This window comes from Psychrobacter sp. ENNN9_III, assembly GCF_001462175.1.
Taxonomy (GTDB): domain Bacteria; phylum Pseudomonadota; class Gammaproteobacteria; order Pseudomonadales; family Moraxellaceae; genus Psychrobacter.
Window position 1 is genome coordinate 1 of the sequence record NZ_LNUO01000162.1, and the last position, 22421, is coordinate 22421.

The following is a 22421-nucleotide window of genomic DNA, read 5'->3' on the forward strand; positions in this document are numbered from 1 at the left end:
TTAAACCCTTTTAGAAAGCCCGCCAATAGTTCAACTTGCAAAGGCTTATCATCTTAGTTTTGATAATATACGCTAAAACTCTACCATACCTGCACGCAGTTGCTCGATCAGTTCTAAAAACTGTTGCCGCCATTCACGTATAGTTGCCTCATCGGGTAGCCACTGATTCGATAATGTGACTACATTCACTATGAGATCACTTGGCTGTCGCTGCGAGTCATTGGCGTCTTTGATAGTAACTTGATCAGGTAATACTGCATACAAGCAACGTTGATAAGCGCGCTCTACATTTGCCAAAAACCCTTGCTGCTGCAATTGCTTTAGACGCTGTACCTCTGGTGATATTTGAGTGCGCTCTTTGAGTGCTTGTTCAATACTTTCTAGAGTTGGTGCTGTCATATCCAAACTATAAAATTGTGCAAGCTCTTGCATAAATGCTAAAAACGTACCGTATAAGTGAAAAATAGCAGTCTCACAATGGGCTTGATACAACTGTTTGTCACTGCTATCGCCCGCTGCCTGACAAGCTAGACGACAAAAATACAGCTTTTGATTGGTTCGATCAGCTTGGTATTTGGCAACGCGCCCTTTACCTGCCATAAGATTATCCTCATAAATAATAAAATAGAAGCGCCTCACAAAGTCGCTTTTAGCAGTGTACTATTTTATTGGTTAATACCACCATTAGTTTTTATTTTTTGCCCATAAAAAAGCCAGCAACATGGCTGGCTTTTTTACGTTGATTATAAAGATATATCAAGCATTTATAATTAAGATTGGCTATCTTGATTAAGCTCTTGTGCAAAGGCCTCGTCAAAACTAGCAAAGTCTTTACTATCACTAACAGGCATATCAAATGCGGCATTGATATCATTGTCCTGCAGCGCTTGTTCTGCTTTCTCTTTGCGTGTTTTATGATACGCAAGACCCGTACCTGCAGGAATCAAACGACCAACAACCACGTTTTCTTTTAGACCACGTAACTCATCTACTTTACCAGTGACGGCAGCAGCAGTTAGTACACGAGTGGTCTCCTGGAACGACGCCGCTGAGATGAAGCTTTCAGTCGCAAGACTTGCTTTAGTAATACCAAGCAGTTGGCGCTCATACTGTACTGGGAATTTACCTTCAGCTTCTAGCTTCGCGTTCAACGCTATAAGATCCGCGTATTCAGCTTGATCACCTTTGAAATGGCTTGAATCCCCGCCATCAGTAATCTCAACTTTACGTAGCATTTGGCGAATAATAACTTCGATATGCTTATCGTTAATCTTCACACCTTGCAAGCGGTAAACATCTTGTACTTCGTTAACGATATAGTTAGCAAGTGCCGTTTGGCCTTTTAAACGTAAGATATCGTGTGGGTTTTGTGGACCGTCAGCGATGATCTCACCACGTGCTACTGTCTCATTTTCAAAGACGTTGATTTGACGCCATTTAGGGATAAGCTCTTCATGTACCTCACCGTCTTCATTGGTAATAATAAAGCGGTTTTTACCTTTGGTCTCTTTACCAAAGCTGACGACACCTGTCATCTCTGCCATGATGGCATGATCTTTCGGACGGCGAGCTTCAAACAAGTCAGCCACACGAGGTAGACCACCGGTAATATCTTTGGTACCTGAAGTCGCTTGTGGTACGCGACCTAAGATCGAACCCGCTGCAACTTTTTCGCCATCGCTGACACGGATGATGGTTTCAGCAGGTAAGAAGTAAACCACTTCTTTACCTTCATCAGTGTTCAAAATGATGGCAGGACGTAAATCTTTTGCCGTACTTGAACGATCACGAGTAGCTAGAATTTCAAACGAGCTCATACCTGTAGCATCATCGACTTTTACTGTCGCTGTACTACCATCAATGATATCACTAAAGCGTGCTGTACCCGCGAATTCTGTGATAATTGGATGCGTATGTGGGTCCCACTTAGCGATCGTCTGACCACCTTCAACTTGCTCTTCGTTTTTAACCAATACGCTTGAACCGTAAGGCACTTTATAACGCTCACGCTCACGACCTAAATCATCAGTAATAGCGATTTCAGCTGAACGAGATACGATAACTAAGTGACCGTCAGTATGTTCAACCGTCTTCATGTTTTCGAAATGCGCTTGACCAGCATTACGTACAGAGATGCTGTTATCTACTGATGCTGAGCTCGCTGCACCGCCCACGTGGAAAGTACGCATAGTTAACTGAGTACCAGGCTCACCGATAGACTGCGCCGCCATGACACCCACTGACTCACCGATATTAACTTTATGACCGCGAGCAAGATCACGACCATAACACTGCGAGCAAACACCATGAGCGACATCACAAGTAATTACTGAGCGTACCCAAATATCGTCAATTGCGTTTTCATCAAGAATATTGACCCACTGCTCATCGATCAAAGTACCAGCTGGAACCAATACTTTCGTTTCATCATTGTTATACGTAACATCACGTGCTGTCACACGACCTAATACAAGATCGCCAAGTTTTTCGATGATCTCACCACCTTGAATATGCGGGGTCATGAGCAGACCTTGCTCAGTACCACAGTCATCAGTAGTAATAACCAAATCTTGCGCAACATCGACCAAACGACGAGTCAAATAACCTGAGTTAGCTGTTTTTAGTGCAGTATCCGCTAGACCCTTACGCGCACCGTGAGTCGAGATAAAGTACTGAAGTACAGTCAAGCCTTCGCGGAAGTTGGCTTTAATTGGCGTCTCGATGATTGAACCATCTGGTTTTGCCATCAAACCACGCATACCAGCAAGCTGACGAATCTGTGCTGCACTACCACGAGCACCTGAATCTGACATGATGTAGATTGAGTTGAAAGATTTTTGCTCTTCTTCCTCACCCTGAGCATTCATGACTTTATCAGTGGCTAAGTTATCCATCATCGCTTTGGCGACTTTGTCGTTAGTACGTGACCAAATATCAACCACTTTGTTATAACGCTCACCAGCAGTCACAAAGCCTTGCTCAAACTGATCTTCAATCTCGCGTACTTCTGCCTCAGCTGTTTCAATGATCTGCTTTTTACTTGGTGGAATGACCATATCATCCAAACCAATCGATACGCCAGATAGGGTTGCTTGCGCAAAACCTAAATACATCAATTGGTCAGCGAACATGACGCTGTCTTTTACACCCATCTTACGATAGCAAGAGTTAATCAGACGCGAGATGTTTTTCTTCGTCATTTCCTGATTGCACTCTTCAAATGTCATACCTTGTGGCATGATATTCCAAATCAGCAAACGACCAGCAACTGTGTCCTTTAAGCTTGTCTCTTTAGTATGATTGCCTTCGTCATCAACATGCGTTTCAGTCACACGCACTTTGATTTTTGCGTTCACGTGTAAGTCGTTTGAACCAATCGCACGTAAGGCTTCATTGACAGTGGCAAAAACCATGCCTTCGCCTTTGGCGTTCACTGACGAGCGACTAATGTAATATAAACCAAGTACAACGTCTTGCGACGGTACAATAATTGGATCACCGTTTGCAGGTGATAAGATGTTGTTGGTCGACATCATTAGCGCGCGTGATTCAAGTTGTGCTTCTAGCGTTAATGGCACGTGTACGGCCATTTGGTCACCATCAAAGTCAGCGTTAAACGCGGTACAGACTAGCGGGTGCAGCTGAATAGCTTTACCTTCAATAAGTACCGGCTCGAACGCTTGTAGACCCAAACGGTGAAGCGTTGGCGCACGGTTCAATAGTACTGGATGCTCACGGATTACCATGGCCAGCATATCCCAAACTTGTGGCTCTTCACGCTCGACCATCTTTTTGGCCGCTTTAATCGTGGTAGCCATACCGTGTGACAATAATTTTGAGTAAGTAAATGGCTTGAATAGCTCAAGCGCCATTTTCTTAGGCAAACCACACTGATGCAGACGTAACGTTGGACCTACTACGATAACCGAACGACCAGAGTAATCGACACGCTTACCTAGTAAGTTTTGACGGAAACGACCTTGCTTACCTTTGATCATATCAGCCAAAGATTTTAATGGGCGCTTATTACTACCGGTAATCGCACGACCACGGCGACCGTTATCAAGCAAGGCATCGACTGACTCTTGCAACATACGCTTTTCGTTACGTACGATAATATCAGGTGCACTTAACTCTAACAGGCGCTTTAGACGGTTATTACGGTTGATAACGCGGCGATACAAATCATTTAGATCTGAAGTCGCAAAACGTCCACCTTCTAGTGGTACTAGCGGGCGCAAATCTGGTGGTAGTACTGGTAAGATATTCATTACCATCCACTCAGGCTTGTTATTAGAATCACGGAATGCTTCTAATAATTTAAGACGCTTAGACATTTTTTTAAGTTTAGTCTCAGAGCCTGTCTGTGGAATAGCTTCACGCAGCTCATCAATCTCTAGATCTAGATCAATGTCTTTTAATAAGTCTTGTACTGCTTCCGCACCCATCTTGGCGACAAACTCATCACCAAACTCTTCCAAGGCTTTATAGTAGTCTTCATCATCAAGCAGCTGATATTTCTCTAAGCTAGTTAGACCAGGCTCGGTTACGATGTAGCTTTCAAAATACAATACGCGCTCGATGTCACGTAGCGTCATGTCTAATAATAGACCAATACGGCTTGGTAATGATTTTAAGAACCAAATATGCGCGACCGGACTCGCCAGATCAATATGACCCATGCGATCACGACGGACTTTAGCGGTAGTGACTTCAACACCACATTTCTCACAAATTACGCCTTGAAACTTACGGCGTTTGTATTTACCACATAGGCACTCAAAATCTTTTACTGGACCAAAAATTTTGGCACAGAATAGACCATCACGCTCAGGCTTGAACGTACGATAGTTAATCGTTTCAGGCTTTTTAACTTCACCATGCGACCATGATTTAATAACATCAGGCGACGCTAAGGTAATTTGAATGCTATCAAACTCACGATTACCGCTAGCGGTAGGGCTTTGCATAATATCGAGTAAATCTTTCAAGTTGCTTCTCCGTTATCTTTATAATCATCTGACCGCGTTATACAACGTAAGGCGGATAAGATGAATGAAGGCAATGAATGGGGTTGAGATAAATGACTAAAAGCAGCAGCAATGTGGCGTGCTGCCTTTAGTGTGACACCTAAGGTTAAAATCGATAAAACTTTTAAACTTAGTGGGTCTCTTTTAACTCAATATTAAGACCTAGTGATTTGATTTCTTTGGTTAGTACGTTAAACGATTCAGGCATACCTGGATCCATATACTGTTCACCATCAACGATATTTTTATACATGCGTGTACGGCCTTCAACATCATCTGACTTCACTGTTAGCATCTCTTGCAGCGTATAAGTCGCGCCATATGCTTCTAGTGCCCATACTTCCATCTCACCGAAGCGCTGACCACCAAACTGAGCTTTACCACCTAATGGCTGCTGAGTCACTAGTGAGTAAGAACCCGTTGAACGTGCATGCATCTTATCGTCAACCAAGTGGTTAAGTTTGAGCATATACATATAACCGACTGTCACTTTACGATCAAACTTCTGACCTGTACGACCATCATATAGCGTTTGCTGACCATCTCTTGACAAACCAGCAAGCTCAAGTAAGTCTTTGACTTGATGCTCATGAGCACCGTCAAAGACTGCTGTACCCATCGGTACACCTTCACGCAAATTACCCGCTAGTGTCATGATATCTTCATCAGATAAGCTATCAAGATCAACACCTTCACCACCAACCTTATTATAGATTTGGTCTAAGAAATCACGTAAATCAGCCATGGCTGCTTGCGCTTTAAGCATACCATCAATTTTATCACCTAAGCCTTTCGCTGCCATACCCAAGTGTGTTTCTAGTACCTGACCGATGTTCATACGCGATGGTACACCAAGCGGGTTCAATACGATGTCAACGGTATTGCCATGTTCATCATACGGCATATCTTCCACTGGCATGATGCGTGATACCACACCTTTGTTACCGTGACGGCCAGCCATTTTATCACCAGGCTGAATACGGCGTTTAACTGCTAAATATACTTTAACAATTTTCTGTACGCCATGTTGTAGATCATCACCTGCGGTTAGTTTGCGTTTTTTCTCTGCAAACTTCACATCGATGTCTTTTTGCTTATCAACTAAGTAATCAGCGATTTGCGTTAGACGCTCAGAGATTTCTTCTTCAACTGGCTGAATATCAAGCAAAGTCTCAAGGCTCATATCTTTCATATCAGCCAATGCCATAACCGTACCAGCTTTTAGACCAGCACCGCCGCTGACTTTTTGGCCATCTAATAGATTACCAATACGACCACGAGCGGCTTCTTCAAAAATACGCAGCTCTTCTTTCAAATCTTTACGGTAGCTGTCAAGCTGCGATTTTTCAATCGCTCTTGCGCGTGCATCTTTTTCAACGCCATCGCGGGTAAAGACTTGGACATCGATGACAGTCCCTTTACTTGATGTTGGGACACGCAGTGACGTATCTTTTACATCAGCCGCTTTCTCACCAAAGATAGCCCGTAGTAGCTTCTCTTCTGGTGTCAGCTGCGTCTCACCTTTTGGTGTGACTTTACCAACTAGGATATCGCCTGCGTCAACTTCAGCACCGATATAGACAATACCTGCTTCATCTAAACTTGATAAAGCGGCCTCACCTACGTTTGGAATATCAGCAGTAATCTCTTCTGTTCCAAGCTTGGTATCACGTGCCACACAAGTCAATTCTTGAATATGAATCGTAGTAAAACGATCTTCTTTAACGACTTTTTCAGATAGTAAGATTGAATCCTCAAAGTTATAACCATTCCACGGCATAAAGGCGATACGGATGTTCTGGCCTAGAGCCAACTCACCAAGATCCGTTGACGGACCATCAGCCAAGATATCACCCAAAGCAATTTCATCGCCTTGATTGACAATGATGCGTTGGTTAATACAGGTGTTCTGGTTAGAGCGCGTGTATTTGATCAAGTTATAGATATCGATACCCGCTTCACCAGCAGTCATCTCGTCCTCATTGACACGTACTACGATACGAGAAGCATCCACGTCTTCGATTACACCGCCACGCTTGGCGATCACACAAACACCAGAATCACGTGCAACGTGACGCTCCATACCAGTACCTACTAACGGCTTATCAGCACGTAGCGTAGGAACTGCCTGACGCTGCATGTTTGAGCCCATCAAGGCACGGTTAGCATCATCATGCTCTAGGAACGGAATCAAACCAGCAGCGACCGATACGACCTGACTTGGCGACACATCCATATGCGTCACTTTTTCTGGCGGCATACGCACGAATTCACCATAGCTACGCACACTGACCATCTCATCAGACAACGCACCATCTTCAGTCACTGGTGAGTCAGCCTGTGCAATCACAGTACCTACTTCTTCAATCGCTGATAAATACTCAATAACGTCTGTTACTTTACCATCCACCACACGGCGATAAGGCGTCTCTAAGAAGCCAAAGCTGTTGGTTTTAGCAAAGGTCGCTAATGAGTTGATAAGACCAATGTTTGGACCTTCAGGTGTCTCAATCGGACAAACACGACCATAATGCGTATCATGTACGTCACGTACTTCAAAACCTGCACGTTCACGCGTCAGACCACCTGGTCCTAATGCTGATACACGGCGTTTATGCGTCACTTCAGACAATGGATTGTTTTGATCCATAAACTGTGATAACTGGCTTGAACCAAAGAACTCTTTGACCGCAGCAGCAACTGGTTTTGAGTTGATCAAATCTTGTGGTGATAAGTTATCAGACTCAGCTGAACTTAAACGCTCTTTAACTGCACGCTCAACACGAACCAAACCAACACGGAACTGGTTTTCTGCCATTTCACCCACTGAACGGATACGGCGGTTACCTAAATGATCGATATCATCAACTTCACCGCGACCGTTACGGATCTCAATCAGCTCTTTTAATACATTAACAATATCATCATTGGTCAAAACACTACGAGCGCGTTGAGTATCAGCATCATCAGTATCTTCAAACTCTAACCCCAGACGACGGTTGAACTTCATACGACCAACGTTTGACAAGTCATAACGATCCGCATTGAAGAACATGCTTTCAAACAGTTTTTCAGCAGTTTCAACTGTTGGTGGCTCACCTGGACGCATCACTTTATAGATTTCGATAAGCGCTTCTTCACGAGTCGAGGTACTATCAGCACGTAGCGTATCCGCGATATAACTACCTTGATCAATATCATTGGTAAACAAGATACTGATTTCTTTAACATCAGTAGCGCTCAATTTAACCAATAATTCATGATCAATTGGTGTATTAGCATGAGCAACCACTTCATCATCAATGACAATATCTTCAGCTAAGATACGCTCATATAAGTATTCATCAGGTACAGCAATTTTGGTCATACCTGCTTCTTCAAGTTGACGAATACGGCGAGCGTTAATACGTTTACCCTGCTCTACTAACACATCACCTTCAGGCGATACGATATCGAACTGTGCCATTTCACCGCGCAGGCGATCAGCGACCAGATCAATCTCAAATTGCTCTTCACCTTTGTAAACTTTAACTTTATCAAAGAATATATCTAAGATTTCAGCAGTACTTAAACCTAATGCACGTAGAATAATAGAAGCGAGTAGCTTACGACGACGATCAATACGTGCAAAAACTAAATCTTTTGCATCAAACTCAAAGTCAAGCCACGAACCACGATAAGGAATAATACGGGCGTTATAGAGTACTTTACCGCTTGAATGTGATTTACCTTTATCATGATCAAAGAACACACCAGGTGAGCGATGTAACTGAGACACAATAACTCGTTCAGTACCGTTAATAATAAAAGTACCATTATCTGTCATTAAAGGCATCTCGCCCATATAGACGCTTTGCTCACGAATATCTTTGATAGCCGCTTTGCTATCTTTATCTTTGCTGTCTTTATCCTTGATGATTAGACGGATCTTGACACGCATTGGGGCTGCAAAGGTTGAACCACGTAAAATACATTCACGCTCATCAAACTCAGGCGTACCTAAGTAATACTCAACGAATTGTAACTCTGCATTACCAGAGTGACTTTCGATAGGGAAAATAGAGGAATACGCAGCTTGCAAACCAGTATTCTCACGAGCTTTTGGCTTTTTATGCTCTTGCAAAAATTGCTCGTAAGAATCTACTTGGATAGACAGTAAGTATGGAATGTCCATCACAGTGGGCAATTCAGCAAAACTTTTGCGAATACGCTTTTTTTCAGTATAAGAATATGCCATCGAGAGTCCTTACAGTAGACGTGAAAACAAATGAAAAGCGAGGCCAACTTGCATAAATACTATGCAGACTTAGCGACGTAAACGATAATAAAATAAAACTCTTACTCAAACTGCTCTCTATAGATTGATATTTCTAACAGAGCAGTTGCTTAACCTAATTAAGACACAACCATTATGACGAAAAATAATGTAATAGATTCAATACATTAACACGAGTATATGGGCGCTTTTACTTAAGATTTCAATAGCCAATCTTATAGATATGCCAGCATTTATCTTTAAGCTATATTAAACATATATGACATGAAACGTATCGTCGTTAATACTTACCGTCTACAAGCCACCTACCGGTAGTAAACCATGCTAGACTATTTAGAATTAAAATTAGGATTAATATAAATACTAGTGATAAAAGGAAAGTATACAAGCACAAAAAAATGCCAAACGTCTAACGACATTTAGCTTACGTTAACTAACTTCAAAAACTGGCGTGTTTGCGTACATGTATATCGTGTGTCCTTTTGATAGGTATCCACCGCATTAATGCGTACGTATATTGGCAGACACAAAAGGTCAAGCTACGAATTATAATAAAAAAAAGCTGATGATGCAAGGCATCACCAGCTTTTTTTCGTAACGCGTTGAACTTATTTTAGTTCAACAGTAGCGCCAGCTTCTTCAAGTTTCTTTTTCAACTCTTCAGCTTCATCTTTAGATGCGCCTTCTTTAATTGGAGCTGGAGCACTCTCAACTAAATCTTTCGCTTCTTTTAGACCAAGGCCAGTCGCTTCACGAACGGCTTTAATTACGCCAACTTTCTTCTCACCAAAGCTAGCAAGAACAACGTCAAATTCGTCTTTTTCTTCAGCAGCAGCGCCACCTTCAGCAGCAGCAGCAGGTGCAGCAGCAGCTACAGCAGCAGTTACGCCGAATTTCTCTTCCATGTCGCTGATTAACTCAACGATATCCATTACTGACATTTCAGCGATTGCGTTTAACACATCTTCTTTAGATAGTGCCATGAGAACTCTCCGTTATCTGATAAAATTTAATTGATTTCAATATCGATCTGACTGCTTGCCAAATTTCAAAATAGGTATGGCAATAAAGTACAATCAGCGATGTCAAAGTTACGTTAAAACAAGCAATTAAGCAGCTTCTTTTGCGTCTTTGATTGCCGCTACAGTGCGAACGAACTTGCCAGGAACAGCGTTCATAGTCTGGACAAGCTTGGTCACTGGTGCATTCATAGTAGCCATCAAGATAGAGATTGCTTCGTCGCGAGTTGGCAGCTTCGATACGCGCTCTAGCTCTTCTGGACCATAAACTTCACCACCGACTGATACCAATTTGGTCTCTAAAGCTTTGTTCTCTTTACTAAAGTCGAAAACGACTCTAGCTGCAGATCCCAAGTCTTCCATAGAGAAAGCCAAAAGTAGTGGACCAGTCATACGGTCTGACATGCTCTCAAACTTAGTGCCTTCAAAAGCGCGTTTTGCTAGGGTATTTTTTACCACTTTTAAAACGACGCCTTTTTCACGAGCTTGCTGGCGCAGCTGAGTAAGCTTTGCAACACCAATACCGTGATATTCGGCAGCTACTGCTGAGTAAGCATTAGCAGCAACTTCAGACACTTCAGCCACAACTTGTTGTTTTTGTTCTAGCGTTAATGCCATAAGTTGACTCCTTTAATCTTATCAATCTCGTTGATGCTAAGATTGACTTGATACGACACGTTATTCATAAATCCTAAAAATAGAGTTTACTCATAACGACTGATTACGGCACCGTTATCAGAATGACATCAAGTAATAGGTTGCCCTATCGGCTCTTATCAACAACTGGGTGGGTCACCGTCTGCGTAGGACAATTAAGATTTTCATCTGTCATCGATTAACAAAAGCAGCTTATCGGTTACAATAATGATTTAAAAAATCAGCAATGAGTACTTTTAAACTGCTCTCTACCTACGGTCTTAGACAGCGTAGCGACTGCTACGCTGACCTAATTCTTTAAAATGATTGGTACTAATTACTCAAATTTATGAAATAGTACTTACTTAGCAACGCGATAAGGAACAGGATCAATTGTAAGACCTGGGCCCATAGTACTAGACAAGGTAATTTTCTTAATGAAAGTACCTTTAGATGTAGCAGGTTTAGCGCGTTTTAGGTCAGATAATAAAGCTTGAGCATTTTGCATAATTTGCTCAGCAGTAAAACCAACCTGACCAATAGTCGTATGAATAATACCTGCTTTATCAACACGGTACTGTGCTTGACCCGCCTTAGCGTTTGTCACTGCTTCAGCAACGTTTGGCGTTACCGTACCGACTTTTGGGTTAGGCATTAGACCGCGTGGACCTAGGATGGTACCTAATTGACCAACAACGCGCATAGCATCAGGAGCCGCGATAACGACGTCAAAATCCATGTTACCGGCTTTGATCTGTTCTGCTAGGTCTTCAAAACCAACGATGTCAGCACCAGCTTCTTTAGCGGCTTCAGCAGCAGCGCCTTGAGCAAATACAGCAACGCGTTTGGTTTTACCAGTACCAGCAGGTAGGTTAGTTGCACCACGTACTACTTGATCAGATTTACGTGGATCAACACCTAAGTTTACTGCGATATCGATAGATTCTTTAAACTTTAACGCTGGCAAATCATTTAAGATTTGTACCGCTTCTTCGATAGTATATTGTTTTTCATTATCGATACGGCTTTGAATTTCTTTTTGACGTTTGGTTAACTTAGACATTATACACCCTCCACGGTAATACCCATTGAACGAGCGGTACCAGCAATGGTACGAACCGCAGCATCAAGATCAGCAGCAGTCAAATCTGCATCTTTAGTCTTAACAATCTCTTCGAGCTGCGCACGATCAACTTTACCGACTTTAGCAGTATTAGGGGTACCTGAGCCTTTAGCGATACCAGCAGCTTTACGTAGTAAAAACGCAGCTGGTGGCGACTTCATAATGAAGGTAAAAGACTTGTCGTTATATACTGTAATTTCAGTTGGAATCGGCAGACCTGGCTCTTGGTTTGAGGTTGCCGCGTTGAACTCTTTACAGAACGCCATAATGTTCACACCCTTTTGACCCAATGCTGGACCAATTGGTGGTGAAGGGTTTGCTTTACCTGCAGGCACTTGCAGTTTGATGTAACCATCAATCTTCTTAGCCATGATTTTCTCCTAAATGGGTAATAGCGCTCAATCAATACCAAATATTAACAAAATAACGAGATAATGATTAAAGCTTCCCGGTTTATTTATGTTTAGTCTAGTTTTTCAACTTTACTAAACTCAAGCTCAACCTGAGTCGGTCGATTAAATACGTTTACAGTTAGCTGTAGCTTAGACTTTTCGTAATCTACTTTTTCTACCAAGCCTTTAAAGTCAGTAAATGGTCCGTCGATGACCAATAATTCTTCACCTGGCTCAAATAAAGTTTTTGGACGTGGATTGGTTTCAGTTTGGTTCAAACGATTCAAAATACGATCAGCTTCTACTTGCGTAATCGGTGCAGGTGTCTCAGGCGTACCACCAACAAAGCCCATAATACGCGGGCACTCTTTGACAATATGCCAAGTATTGTCGTTCATTTCCATCTGAATCAGTACATATCCTGGGAAAAACTTACGCTCACTTTTGCGTTTTTTTTCCATCTTTCATCTCGACGACTTCTTCGGTAGGAACCAATACGTCACCGAAGTTCTCTGCGAAATCACTACGATTAATACGCTCGATTAATGAGCGTTGTACTTGTTTTTCATATCCTGAAAACGCTTGGACAATATACCAACGCATATCACGCTCCTAATCGCTATGAGTAAAAGTTTGGGTTAAAAGAAACTAATACGCTCTTATTAACCGATAAAAATACCGACAAACCAATTGAAAAAGTTATCCAACAACCAAATAAAAAACCCAACAATCGCAATCACGACAATCACTTGCCATGTGTATTGAAAGGTTTCGTCTTTACCTGGCCATGTAACACGGCGCAATTCAACTACTGCATCTTTTAACAATATTTTGAATGCACGTCCCTGATGGGTTAATATCAAACACACTAACGCAAATACAACAAGCGCGGCAATAATTCCGATACGGACCCAAACGTCATTAGCGGGCTGCCAATAACCAGGTAAATATTGGTTGACTAAAGTCGCACCAATTAATGCTACTGCGGCAAGAAGCCACAAAATCAAATCTTTGATGGAACCTGTCTTAGCAACCTCAACAGCTGTTGTTTTATTACCTGCTGAGACATGTTTACCTTTAGTCAGCATTCCGCTAGCCGTCGCCTTGGCATCAGATAACTTAGTCTCGAGGTTATCTTGATTGTTGCTCATAAAGAACTCGCTTCGGAGATGGTGAGGTATAACAAAGATGTGATAATAAGATGGCAGGCGATGTAGGACTCGAACCTACAACCCTCGGTTTTGGAGACCGATGCTCTACCAATTGAGCCAATCGCCTATGGGTGTTAAGGCTGATAATTATACAAGATTTTTATTAGAATGCAAGTTCTAAGATGAAATTTTGTTATTTTAATTCAAGAAATAAGCGTTTATTGATAAAACAGCTTCATAACGCCATAAAATCAAATAACGAAATAGATTTATTAACTTACTGTCAATTAAATTGCTCTTTAATACCGATAGAAACCATTCAATAATTATCTTGCTATTATTAGGGTGTATCAATTATAACAATACAGAATTCAATAATAAAAAAAGCCACCCTAAATCAGGATGGCTTTTCAACGAATTCATAGCAAACAGCCGTCTTAGCTGAATGAATGACTCTTAGTCGTTTACGCTAGCAACAACACCAGCACCTACAGTACGGCCGCCTTCACGAATAGCGAAGCGTAGGCCTTTGTCCATAGCGATTGGGTGGATAAGCTCTACGCCCATCTCAACGTTGTCACCAGGCATAACCATCTCTGTACCGTCTTGTAATTGGATTGCGCCAGTTACGTCAGTGGTACGGAAGTAGAACTGTGGACGATAGCCGTTTAGGAATGGTGTGTGACGACCACCCTCTTCTTTTGACAGTACGTATACTTCAGCGTCAAACTTGGTGTGCGGGGTGATTGAACCTGGCTTGGCTAGTACTTGGCCACGTTGTACGTCTTCACGCTTGGTGCCACGTAGTAGTACGCCACAGTTTTCGCCAGCACGACCTTCGTCAAGCAGTTTACGGAACATCTCAACACCAGTACAGGTGGTTTTTTGCGTGTCGCGAATACCAACGATTTCGATCTCGTCACCAACTTTTACGATGCCTGATTCAACACGGCCAGTCACTACGGTACCACGACCTGAGATTGAGAATACGTCTTCGATTGGCATTAGGAATGCTTTGTCAACGTCACGCTCAGGCTCTGGGATGTAGGTGTCTAGGGTTTCTAGTAGCTCGACAACCGCTGGTTCGCCATATTTGCCGTCGTCGCCTTTTAGGGCTTGAGTGGCTGAGCCTTTCATGATTGGGGTGTCGTCACCTGGGAAGTCGTAGTCGTTTAGTAGTTCACGGACTTCCATTTCGACAAGCTCTAGTAGCTCTTCGTCGTCGACTAGGTCGCATTTGTTCATGAAGACGATGATGTACGGTACGCCAACCTGACGTGATAGCAAGATGTGTTCACGCGTTTGGGGCATTGGGCCATCAGTTGCTGATACGACTAGGATGGCGCCATCCATTTGTGCGGCACCAGTGATCATGTTTTTGACATAATCGGCGTGACCTGGGCAGTCAACGTGTGCGTAGTGACGAGTGTCGGTGTCATACTCTACGTGTGAGGTGTTGATGGTGATGCCACGTGCTTTTTCTTCAGGGGCTGAGTCAATTGACGCGTAGTCTTTGGCTTCGCCGCCTGAGGTTTTCGCTGCTACGGTTGCGATAGCAGCAGTTAGAGTTGTTTTACCGTGGTCAACGTGTCCGATGGTGCCGACGTTGACGTGTGGCTTGTTGCGTTCAAACTTGGCCTTTGCCATGGGTATTTCCTCTTTATTTGGGCTAGATTACTTTACTAGAGTATTTAAATAGTAGTTCAATAATACTAAGCACATTAAGATAAATGTTAAAAGGTTGCACATTCAATGTGCAGATATTATAAGAAAATTACAACCAATAACAAGTCTTTTAACAAGTTATTGGCAGATTCTCTACTGGCAATACAAAGATTCGCTTTATATTGCCATATTTAATGGCTTTTTACTTACTCGTCATCATCTTTAGAGTTAAATTTAGAGATGATTTCAGTAGCCACTGACTTTGGAATTTCAGCATATTTTTGGAATTCCATTGAGTACGTAGCACGGCCTTGCGACATTGAACGCATCTGAGTGGCATAACCAAACATTTCTGCCAAAGGTACTTCAGCACGAATCTGCTTGGTACCACCAGGTAAGTCTTCCATACCTTGTACCATACCACGACGACGGTTAAGATCGCCCATGATATCACCCATATAATCTTCCGGTGTCTCAACTTCAACTTTCATGACTGGCTCAAGCAGTGCTGGATTAGCTGCCATAAAACCTTTTCTAAAGGCCATTGAACCTGCCATTTTGAATGATAATTCATCCGAGTCAACGTCATGGTAAGAACCGTCATATAAGGTTGCTTTTACGCCAACTACTGGGTAACCAGCAAGTACGCCGTTTTTCATACGCTCTTGGATACCTTTATCGACCGCACCATGATACTCTTTAGGTACCACACCACCGACAACTTCTTCAGCAAATTCGTATTCAACTTCACCTGCTGGATCAAGCGGCTCAAGACGTAACCAAACGTGACCAAACTTACCACGACCACCTGTTTGACGTACAAACTTGCCTTCTTGCTCGACAGTCTCACGGATCGTTTCACGATAAGCAACCTGTGGCGCACCGATGTTTGCATCAACGTTAAACTCACGCTTCATACGGTCAACTAGAATTTCTAAATGTAGCTCACCCATACCGCTAATGATCGTCTGACCAGACTCTTCGTCAGTGTGTACACGGAACGATGGATCTTCTTTTGCTAAACGGCCTAAAGCAATAGACATCTTTTCTTGGTCAGCTTTAGTCTTAGGCTCAACAGCTAGACTGATAACTGGATCTGGGAATTCCATACGCTCAAGAGTAATAACGTTGCTCTCATCACATAACGTATCACCAGTACCTACGTCTTTCATACCAACTAGAGCTGCGATATCCCCAGTACGAATCTCTTCAAGCTCTTGCTGTGAATCTGCCATCATTTGGACAATACGGCCTACACGCTCACGCTTCATTTTAACAGGGTTATAAACACTGCTGCCCTGCTTAATAACACCAGAATAAACACGTACGAATGTTAAGTTACCAACGAACTTATCATTCATGATCTTAAACGCTAGTGCTGAGAATGGTGCTTCATCAGAAGCTTCACGCGTACCTTCAGTTTCATCTTTGTCATCAAGAATACCACGAATAGCTGGTACATCCATTGGAGCTGGTAGATACTGAATAACCGCATCTAGCATCTTTTGTACGCCTTTGTTTTTGAAAGCAGTACCACAAAGTAATGGAATAATTTCGTTATCAATAGTCAATTGACGAAGAGCGCCGTGAATTTGCTCTTCAGTCAATTCACCATTTTCCAGATACTCATTCATAAGCTCTTCTGACGCTTCGGCAGCGTTTTCTACAAGATATTCGCGATATTCTTCCGCTTTGTCTTGTAATTCAGCTGGAATTTCGCGCTCGTCAAACTCCATACCTTGAGAGGCTTCATCCCAATATAGAGCTTTCATTGTTACTAGATCAACAACGCCTTCAAAATCGTCTTCTTTACCAATTGGGATGACGACCGGCACCGGTTTGCCACCTAAACGAGTTTTGATTTGATCGATGACGCGATAAAAATCAGCGCCAACGCGGTCCATCTTGTTTACAAATGCAAGACGTGGAACCTTATACTTGTTAGCCTGACGCCATACGGTCTCAGACTGTGGCTGAACGCCACCTACCGCACAGTAAACCATGCATGCGCCATCAAGTACACGCATAGAACGTTCAACTTCAATCGTGAAATCAACGTGTCCTGGGGTATCAATGATATTGATACGATGTTCATCAAATTGCTTTGCCATACCTGACCAAAAACAAGTGGTGGCCGCTGAAGTAATAGTAATACCGCGTTCTTGTTCTTGCTCCATCCAATCCATGGTGGCTGCACCATCATGAACTTCGCCAAGCTTGTGGCTAACACCGGTATAGAATAAAACACGCTCAGTAGTAGTCGTCTTACCAGCATCAATATGCGCTGAGATACCGATATTGCGATAGCGCTTTAGGGGAGTTTTACGAGCCATAGTGTTTTCCTAGGGAAATTCGTGTATATAATAATGTATTGTGTCTCTGCCTAATACTCTATAACAAAGCGGTGAGCTTCGTGATACTACTTACTGATTATTGGGCCTAATACGGACAACAAAAGAGCAAATACTAAGAATATTACAGCATAAAATTTGGGATGCCTTTTTAAACAGCATCATGATAAATGTCTGCCATCTAAGATTAATGATAATTTTAACCACACAAAAGTAACAAATTATTCAAACATCTTATCAATTATGACAAAAATTAATGGGATAAATAGTATAACAACTAACTTGCAAACTTATCGTTTACAAGTTAATCGATTGATCATATAACGCGCAAAACAATTCATTAGAAATTGTTTGGATACGCTAAGCTACTTTAGAAGCGATAATGAGAGAATGCTTTGTTTGCATCTGCCATACGGTGAACTTCATCACGCTTTTTCATAGCATTGCCTTTACCTTCTGAAGCATCAGACAATTCGCCAGCAAGGCGTAAAGACATTGATTTTTCAGAACGTTTAGCAGCAGCTTCAGCCAACCAACGCATAGCCAATGCGGTACGACGGGAGGGGCGTACTTCCATTGGTACTTGATAGGTTGCACCACCAACACGGCGAGCTTTCACTTCAACCATAGGACGTACATTTTCTAAAACTTCTTCAAAAAAAGATACTGGATCTTCGATGTTACGCTTTTGACTTACTGTATCAAGCGCACCATAAACGATACGTTCAGCAGTAGATTTTTTGCCATCACTCATTACATGGTTGATAAATTTAGCGATGGTTTGGCTACCGAACTTAGGATCTGGAAGGATCTCACGGGTAGCAACGACGCGACGTCTTGGCATAATAAATTTCCTTGTCTTCAGGAGTGTCTGACATTCACAACATTGCACCATTCAATATTATAGGTGTTATATCAAGTTGTCAGTCAGCCTTACTGCATGGCGGTATGTTATGACATTCTATTATTAGTTTTACTAATAAAGCGGTTAACACCAAGCCCATGCACAGTTAATGGGTGATACGATTAAGCGCAGCTAATATTAAGCTTTAGGCTTCTTCGCACCATATTTAGAACGACCTTGCTTACGGTCTTTAACGCCTGCACAGTCTAATGCACCGCGAACAGTGTGATAACGTACACCTGGTAGATCTTTTACACGACCACCACGGATAAGTACAACACTATGCTCTTGTAAGTTGTGACCTTCACCACCGATATAGCTTGATACTTCATAACCTGAAGTCAAACGTACACGGCAAACTTTACGCATTGCTGAGTTAGGTTTTTTTGGCGTAGTAGTATATACACGAGTACACACACCACGGCGTTGTGGGCACGCTTGTAACGCAGGAACTTTTGACTTTTCCTTGATGGTTTTGCGACCCTTACGAATCAATTGGTTAGTTGTTGCCATAAGGCATCCTTCTCCCGTTTGGTATAAAACAAAAAAATGGGCAAACTCGCCATCCTTTCCATAAATATGAAAATTCTGGAGCACCCATTTTTAGGACAGTGTATTATAAAGATATGTTACTGCTATTTCAACTACTTATAGACAAATCTACTTTACAATACCCAAAATATATGTATTAAGTATACTCTGATACTGGTTAGTGATACTGCAAAGCATCAGATACATATATAAAAAGCTTACTACTTACTTTTAAAAGAGTATGAAGTTTTAGGCTTGTTATCGTATATATGGTGTTGCTAACTCACTTTTCAAGACAGCTCTCGGTATATTTACGACATTCTGCTTGACATAATATCAGCCGACTCTATGCTCATTTACTTAGCATTTGCTTTGTTCTCAGCGTTAACGGCTTTATCCTCTGTTTTTTTATTATCTTTAGTCGATTCATCTGACTCTTCTTGTACAGAAGTACTGTCAAACTCGTCTGACTTATTTTCTTCAGCTGGGTCTTTATCGCTTGCCATTTGTTTGACTTGTTCTTCACTGCTGCTATCATCAGTGATAGAACGATTGGCAAGTTTTGGCTCTGGCGCAAAAGTCGCTTGAGCAACGCCAAGCACTTCATCAATCAAACGACTATTATAATGCATACCAACAGCCACTGCGGACACTGGTAACAAACGACGTATCCAAGTTAAATCAACCTGATCTAAATCAAACCCTACTTGACCAGCGATATTGTCTATTTGCTCTGCATAAAAATTAACGTTTTGATTTTTAAGACCAAGGTTTTGTAGCTCGCTGTGTAAACCACGACTTTGAGCATTATCAAGTAGCCCTTTTCCTACTCCAATACCTGCTAAAAGGGCTTGTTTTTCTTGCATTTTACTTAAATCCGCACTAGCAAGTAGCTCGTAAGCCATCTTTATACCCTGCTTGCCAGTCAGCGGTTGATCATAAACAGCGGCTAACTGATAGACAGAGCGCAATGATACTAATAACAACCATAGGGTATCGGCCAGCAATCCTGGCAATCCTGCCAGACCCGTTAGACCACCTAAAGTCGCCAGCGCTCTATTTTGATTGGCAATATCAGTCGCTAGTGCATAGCGTTCTTCATTGTCTAGCGCAGTGATATCAGCAAAACGATGCTCATTAGGCAAATCTAACTGACTCCAGCTAGCTGCTAGCTTCGCAACCTGAACAAAAGAGCTGTCTAACACAGATTTAAACAAACTATTTGGAACAACTTTCTTAGCGTACTTACCATATGTGGCAAAACGTGCACCTAGTAACTGTTGTGTCGTTTTTAAAGTTTGCTCCCGAAACAGATCCTGTTGGAAGTCTTCATCTCCTAGATTTACAGCCTTGTATTGACGAGGTTTACTTGTTTTAGCATTAGCACTATCAATGAGTGATCCCATACGTTCAAGATTGTTACGAGTAAAATGCCCAATAGTGTTGATACCTTGAGAGAGAGTACTACGCTTTGCCATCGTTATGTCCTTAATATGGTAATTAAACAACCTAAGAATTGATCCGTTATATCTTTATGTGTGTAGCTATATATTAAATATATTAACATACTAATAATTAATGGTGAAAATAACAACGATACGTATTTGTATCAGTGCTTAGGCCGTTATTTTAGCTATATATCAGATTCTATGTCAGTGTGAACAATGTTATTAATATCGCAAAGTTTGTATCTAGGAGCGGGGTTTATTTATATACACATTCGTTATCTAGAATACATATAAATAGGTTTTTTAACTCATCTGCTGCTTCTGAGAATGCTATAATAAAGCATATTGTCCCTATAACATTATCTCAAAGGTTTTCTAGCATTGACTGTAAAAATAATCAGTGTTTACTGCTATTTCACACCTAAGTAAAGTTTTTGCGTCTCTGATACGTTATTATAATATTAACGTATTAACCTGCAAATATAGATATGGTTCAATCATAGTTATAGATATTCATCATTAATTTTTAGATATATATCGATAATAATTCATTATTATAAGGAATGGAATATGCGCCGAGTTGTGATTACTGGAGCAGGGATTGTCTCTTGTATCGGACATGATTTAGACGCCGTCACATCTGCTCTTAGACAAGGACAATCTGGCATTACAATTGATGAAACTTACGCTGAACATGGGTTTAAGTCACAAGTTAGTGGTAGCATCGATAAGACTGCGTTAGACACTTCTGGCATTGATCGTAAGTTAAAACGCTTTTTTAGCGATGCAAGCCTGTATGCATATGTAAGCGCATTAGCGGCAATCAAACAGTCTGGCTTATCCCTTGAGACTATTAACCATAATCCGCGTGTCGGTGTGGTTGCAGGCTCGGGCGGAGCATCGACAGGAGATGTCGTTAGTGCTGTAGACTCTATGCGTGAAAAAGGTCTACGCGGGGTCGGTGCAATGGCGGTACCAAAGACTATGAGTAGTTCGGTATCAGCTGCGCTTGCGACTGGACTAAAAATCCAGGGTATCTCTTACTCTATCTCTTCTGCTTGTGCAACGTCGACTCACTGTATCGGACATGCAGCTGAGCTTATTCAATTGGGTAAGGCTGATGTGATACTCGCTGGTGGTAGTGAAGCTGAAGATTGGACCCAGTCCTGTATGTTTGATGCAATGGGTGCAATGAGCACTCAGTATAATGACACACCCAAACAATCTTCACGTGCTTATGATAAAGATCGTGATGGCTTTGTGATTGCTGGCGGCGGTGCAATGGTAGTGGTTGAGAGTCTTGAGCATGCCAAAGCGCGTGGCGCAAATATCTTGGCTGAGATCGTCGGCTACGGTGCTAGCTCTGATGGGGCAGAAATGGTTGCTCCAAGTGGTGAAGGTGCGGTACGTTGTATGCAGCAAGCGTTAGATCAAGCAGGATTAGAGCGCGTTGACTATATCAATACCCACGGAACCAGTACACCGCTAGGTGATATTACTGAGCTAAAAGCCATCGCTAAAGTATTTGGCTCTGATGCTGACTCTACCACTCAAAACTCTGTCCCCCCTATCAGCTCAACCAAATCAATGACAGGTCATAGCCTAGGGGCAGTTGGAGCGCAAGAGCTAATCTATTGCCTGCTTATGCTACAAGAAGGCTTCATCGCGCCAAGTATCAACATTGAAAATATTGATGAGGCAGCAGCACCGTTTGATATCGTCACTGAGCTACGTGAAACCCAGCTAGACACCCTAATGAGTAATAGCTTTGGGTTTGGCGGTACTAACGCGACCTTGATTATTAAAAGGTTTGACGCTTAAAACATGCTTGCACCGAACTCTTTTCAAAATAAGAACAGACAGACTAATTTTGTACAAACGCCAGCTATCAAAAA

14 protein-coding genes, 1 tRNA gene and 1 pseudogene are annotated in these 22421 nt (G+C 42.2%); 1 reads left to right on the top strand and 15 read right to left on the bottom strand.

The features are described 5' to 3' along the window. Window positions 1-72 precede the first annotated feature (72 nt). The 15 genes and pseudogenes from PENNN9_RS09910 to PENNN9_RS09980 form a co-directional block, all read right to left on the bottom strand. Window positions 73-600: a DUF6586 family protein gene (locus PENNN9_RS09910; protein ID WP_058369529.1), complete on the bottom strand. Its 528-nt coding sequence runs from the start codon at window positions 598-600 to the stop codon at window positions 73-75. A 170-nt stretch (window positions 601-770) separates the two neighbouring features. Continuing rightward, complete coding sequence (gene rpoC, locus PENNN9_RS09915) at window positions 771-4991, bottom strand: DNA-directed RNA polymerase subunit beta' (protein WP_058369530.1); 4221 nt, start codon at window positions 4989-4991, stop codon at window positions 771-773. Window positions 4992-5160: 169 nt separating this feature from the next. Then, window positions 5161-9267: a DNA-directed RNA polymerase subunit beta gene (gene rpoB, locus PENNN9_RS09920; RefSeq protein WP_058369531.1), complete on the bottom strand. Its 4107-nt coding sequence runs from the start codon at window positions 9265-9267 to the stop codon at window positions 5161-5163. A 647-nt stretch (window positions 9268-9914) separates the two neighbouring features. Continuing rightward, window positions 9915-10289, bottom strand: coding sequence for a 50S ribosomal protein L7/L12 (rplL, locus tag PENNN9_RS09925; protein WP_058369532.1), 375 nt, complete (start codon window positions 10287-10289; stop codon window positions 9915-9917). A 126-nt stretch (window positions 10290-10415) separates the two neighbouring features. Next, on the bottom strand, window positions 10416-10943 hold the full coding sequence (gene rplJ, locus PENNN9_RS09930) for a 50S ribosomal protein L10 (RefSeq protein ID WP_058369533.1): 528 nt from the start codon (window positions 10941-10943) through the stop codon (window positions 10416-10418). Window positions 10944-11322: 379 nt separating this feature from the next. Next, window positions 11323-12024 (bottom strand): 50S ribosomal protein L1, encoded by a 702-nt coding sequence (rplA, locus tag PENNN9_RS09935; RefSeq protein ID WP_058369534.1) that lies wholly within the window; start codon window positions 12022-12024, stop codon window positions 11323-11325. After that, window positions 12024-12455, bottom strand: coding sequence for a 50S ribosomal protein L11 (gene rplK / locus PENNN9_RS09940; RefSeq protein WP_058369535.1), 432 nt, complete (start codon window positions 12453-12455; stop codon window positions 12024-12026). The genes rplA and rplK overlap by 1 nt, the downstream gene beginning before the upstream one ends. 92 nt (window positions 12456-12547) lie before the next feature. Next, a pseudogene (gene nusG, locus PENNN9_RS09945) lies at window positions 12548-13079 on the bottom strand (transcription termination/antitermination protein NusG). A 59-nt stretch (window positions 13080-13138) separates the two neighbouring features. After that, the gene (secE, locus tag PENNN9_RS09950; RefSeq protein ID WP_058369536.1) at window positions 13139-13627 is read right to left on the bottom strand and encodes a preprotein translocase subunit SecE; all 489 of its coding nucleotides are present in this window, start codon (window positions 13625-13627) and stop codon (window positions 13139-13141) included. A gap of 51 nt (window positions 13628-13678) precedes the next feature. Further along, window positions 13679-13754, bottom strand: a tRNA-Trp gene (locus tag PENNN9_RS09955). Between the two features lie 329 nt (window positions 13755-14083). Next, window positions 14084-15274, bottom strand: a complete 1191-nt coding sequence (gene tuf / locus PENNN9_RS09960; RefSeq protein WP_058369537.1) for an elongation factor Tu — start codon at window positions 15272-15274, stop codon at window positions 14084-14086. A gap of 224 nt (window positions 15275-15498) precedes the next feature. Next, window positions 15499-17625 carry an elongation factor G gene (gene fusA / locus PENNN9_RS09965; protein WP_058369538.1) on the bottom strand — a complete coding sequence of 709 codons (2127 nt, stop codon included), beginning with the start codon at window positions 17623-17625 and terminating at the stop codon, window positions 15499-15501. A gap of 388 nt (window positions 17626-18013) precedes the next feature. After that, window positions 18014-18487 carry a 30S ribosomal protein S7 gene (gene rpsG, locus PENNN9_RS09970; RefSeq protein ID WP_058369539.1) on the bottom strand — a complete coding sequence of 158 codons (474 nt, stop codon included), beginning with the start codon at window positions 18485-18487 and terminating at the stop codon, window positions 18014-18016. A 198-nt stretch (window positions 18488-18685) separates the two neighbouring features. Continuing rightward, the gene (gene rpsL, locus PENNN9_RS09975) at window positions 18686-19060 is read right to left on the bottom strand and encodes a 30S ribosomal protein S12 (protein WP_025646352.1); all 375 of its coding nucleotides are present in this window, start codon (window positions 19058-19060) and stop codon (window positions 18686-18688) included. A 374-nt stretch (window positions 19061-19434) separates the two neighbouring features. Beyond that, on the bottom strand, window positions 19435-20556 hold the full coding sequence (locus PENNN9_RS09980; protein WP_058369540.1) for an EcsC family protein: 1122 nt from the start codon (window positions 20554-20556) through the stop codon (window positions 19435-19437). Window positions 20557-21096: 540 nt separating this feature from the next. Between PENNN9_RS09980 and PENNN9_RS09985 the strand changes: the two genes are divergently transcribed. Further along, window positions 21097-22347 (top strand): beta-ketoacyl synthase N-terminal-like domain-containing protein, encoded by a 1251-nt coding sequence (locus PENNN9_RS09985; protein WP_058369541.1) that lies wholly within the window; start codon window positions 21097-21099, stop codon window positions 22345-22347. The last annotated feature ends 74 nt before the right edge of the window (window positions 22348-22421 follow it).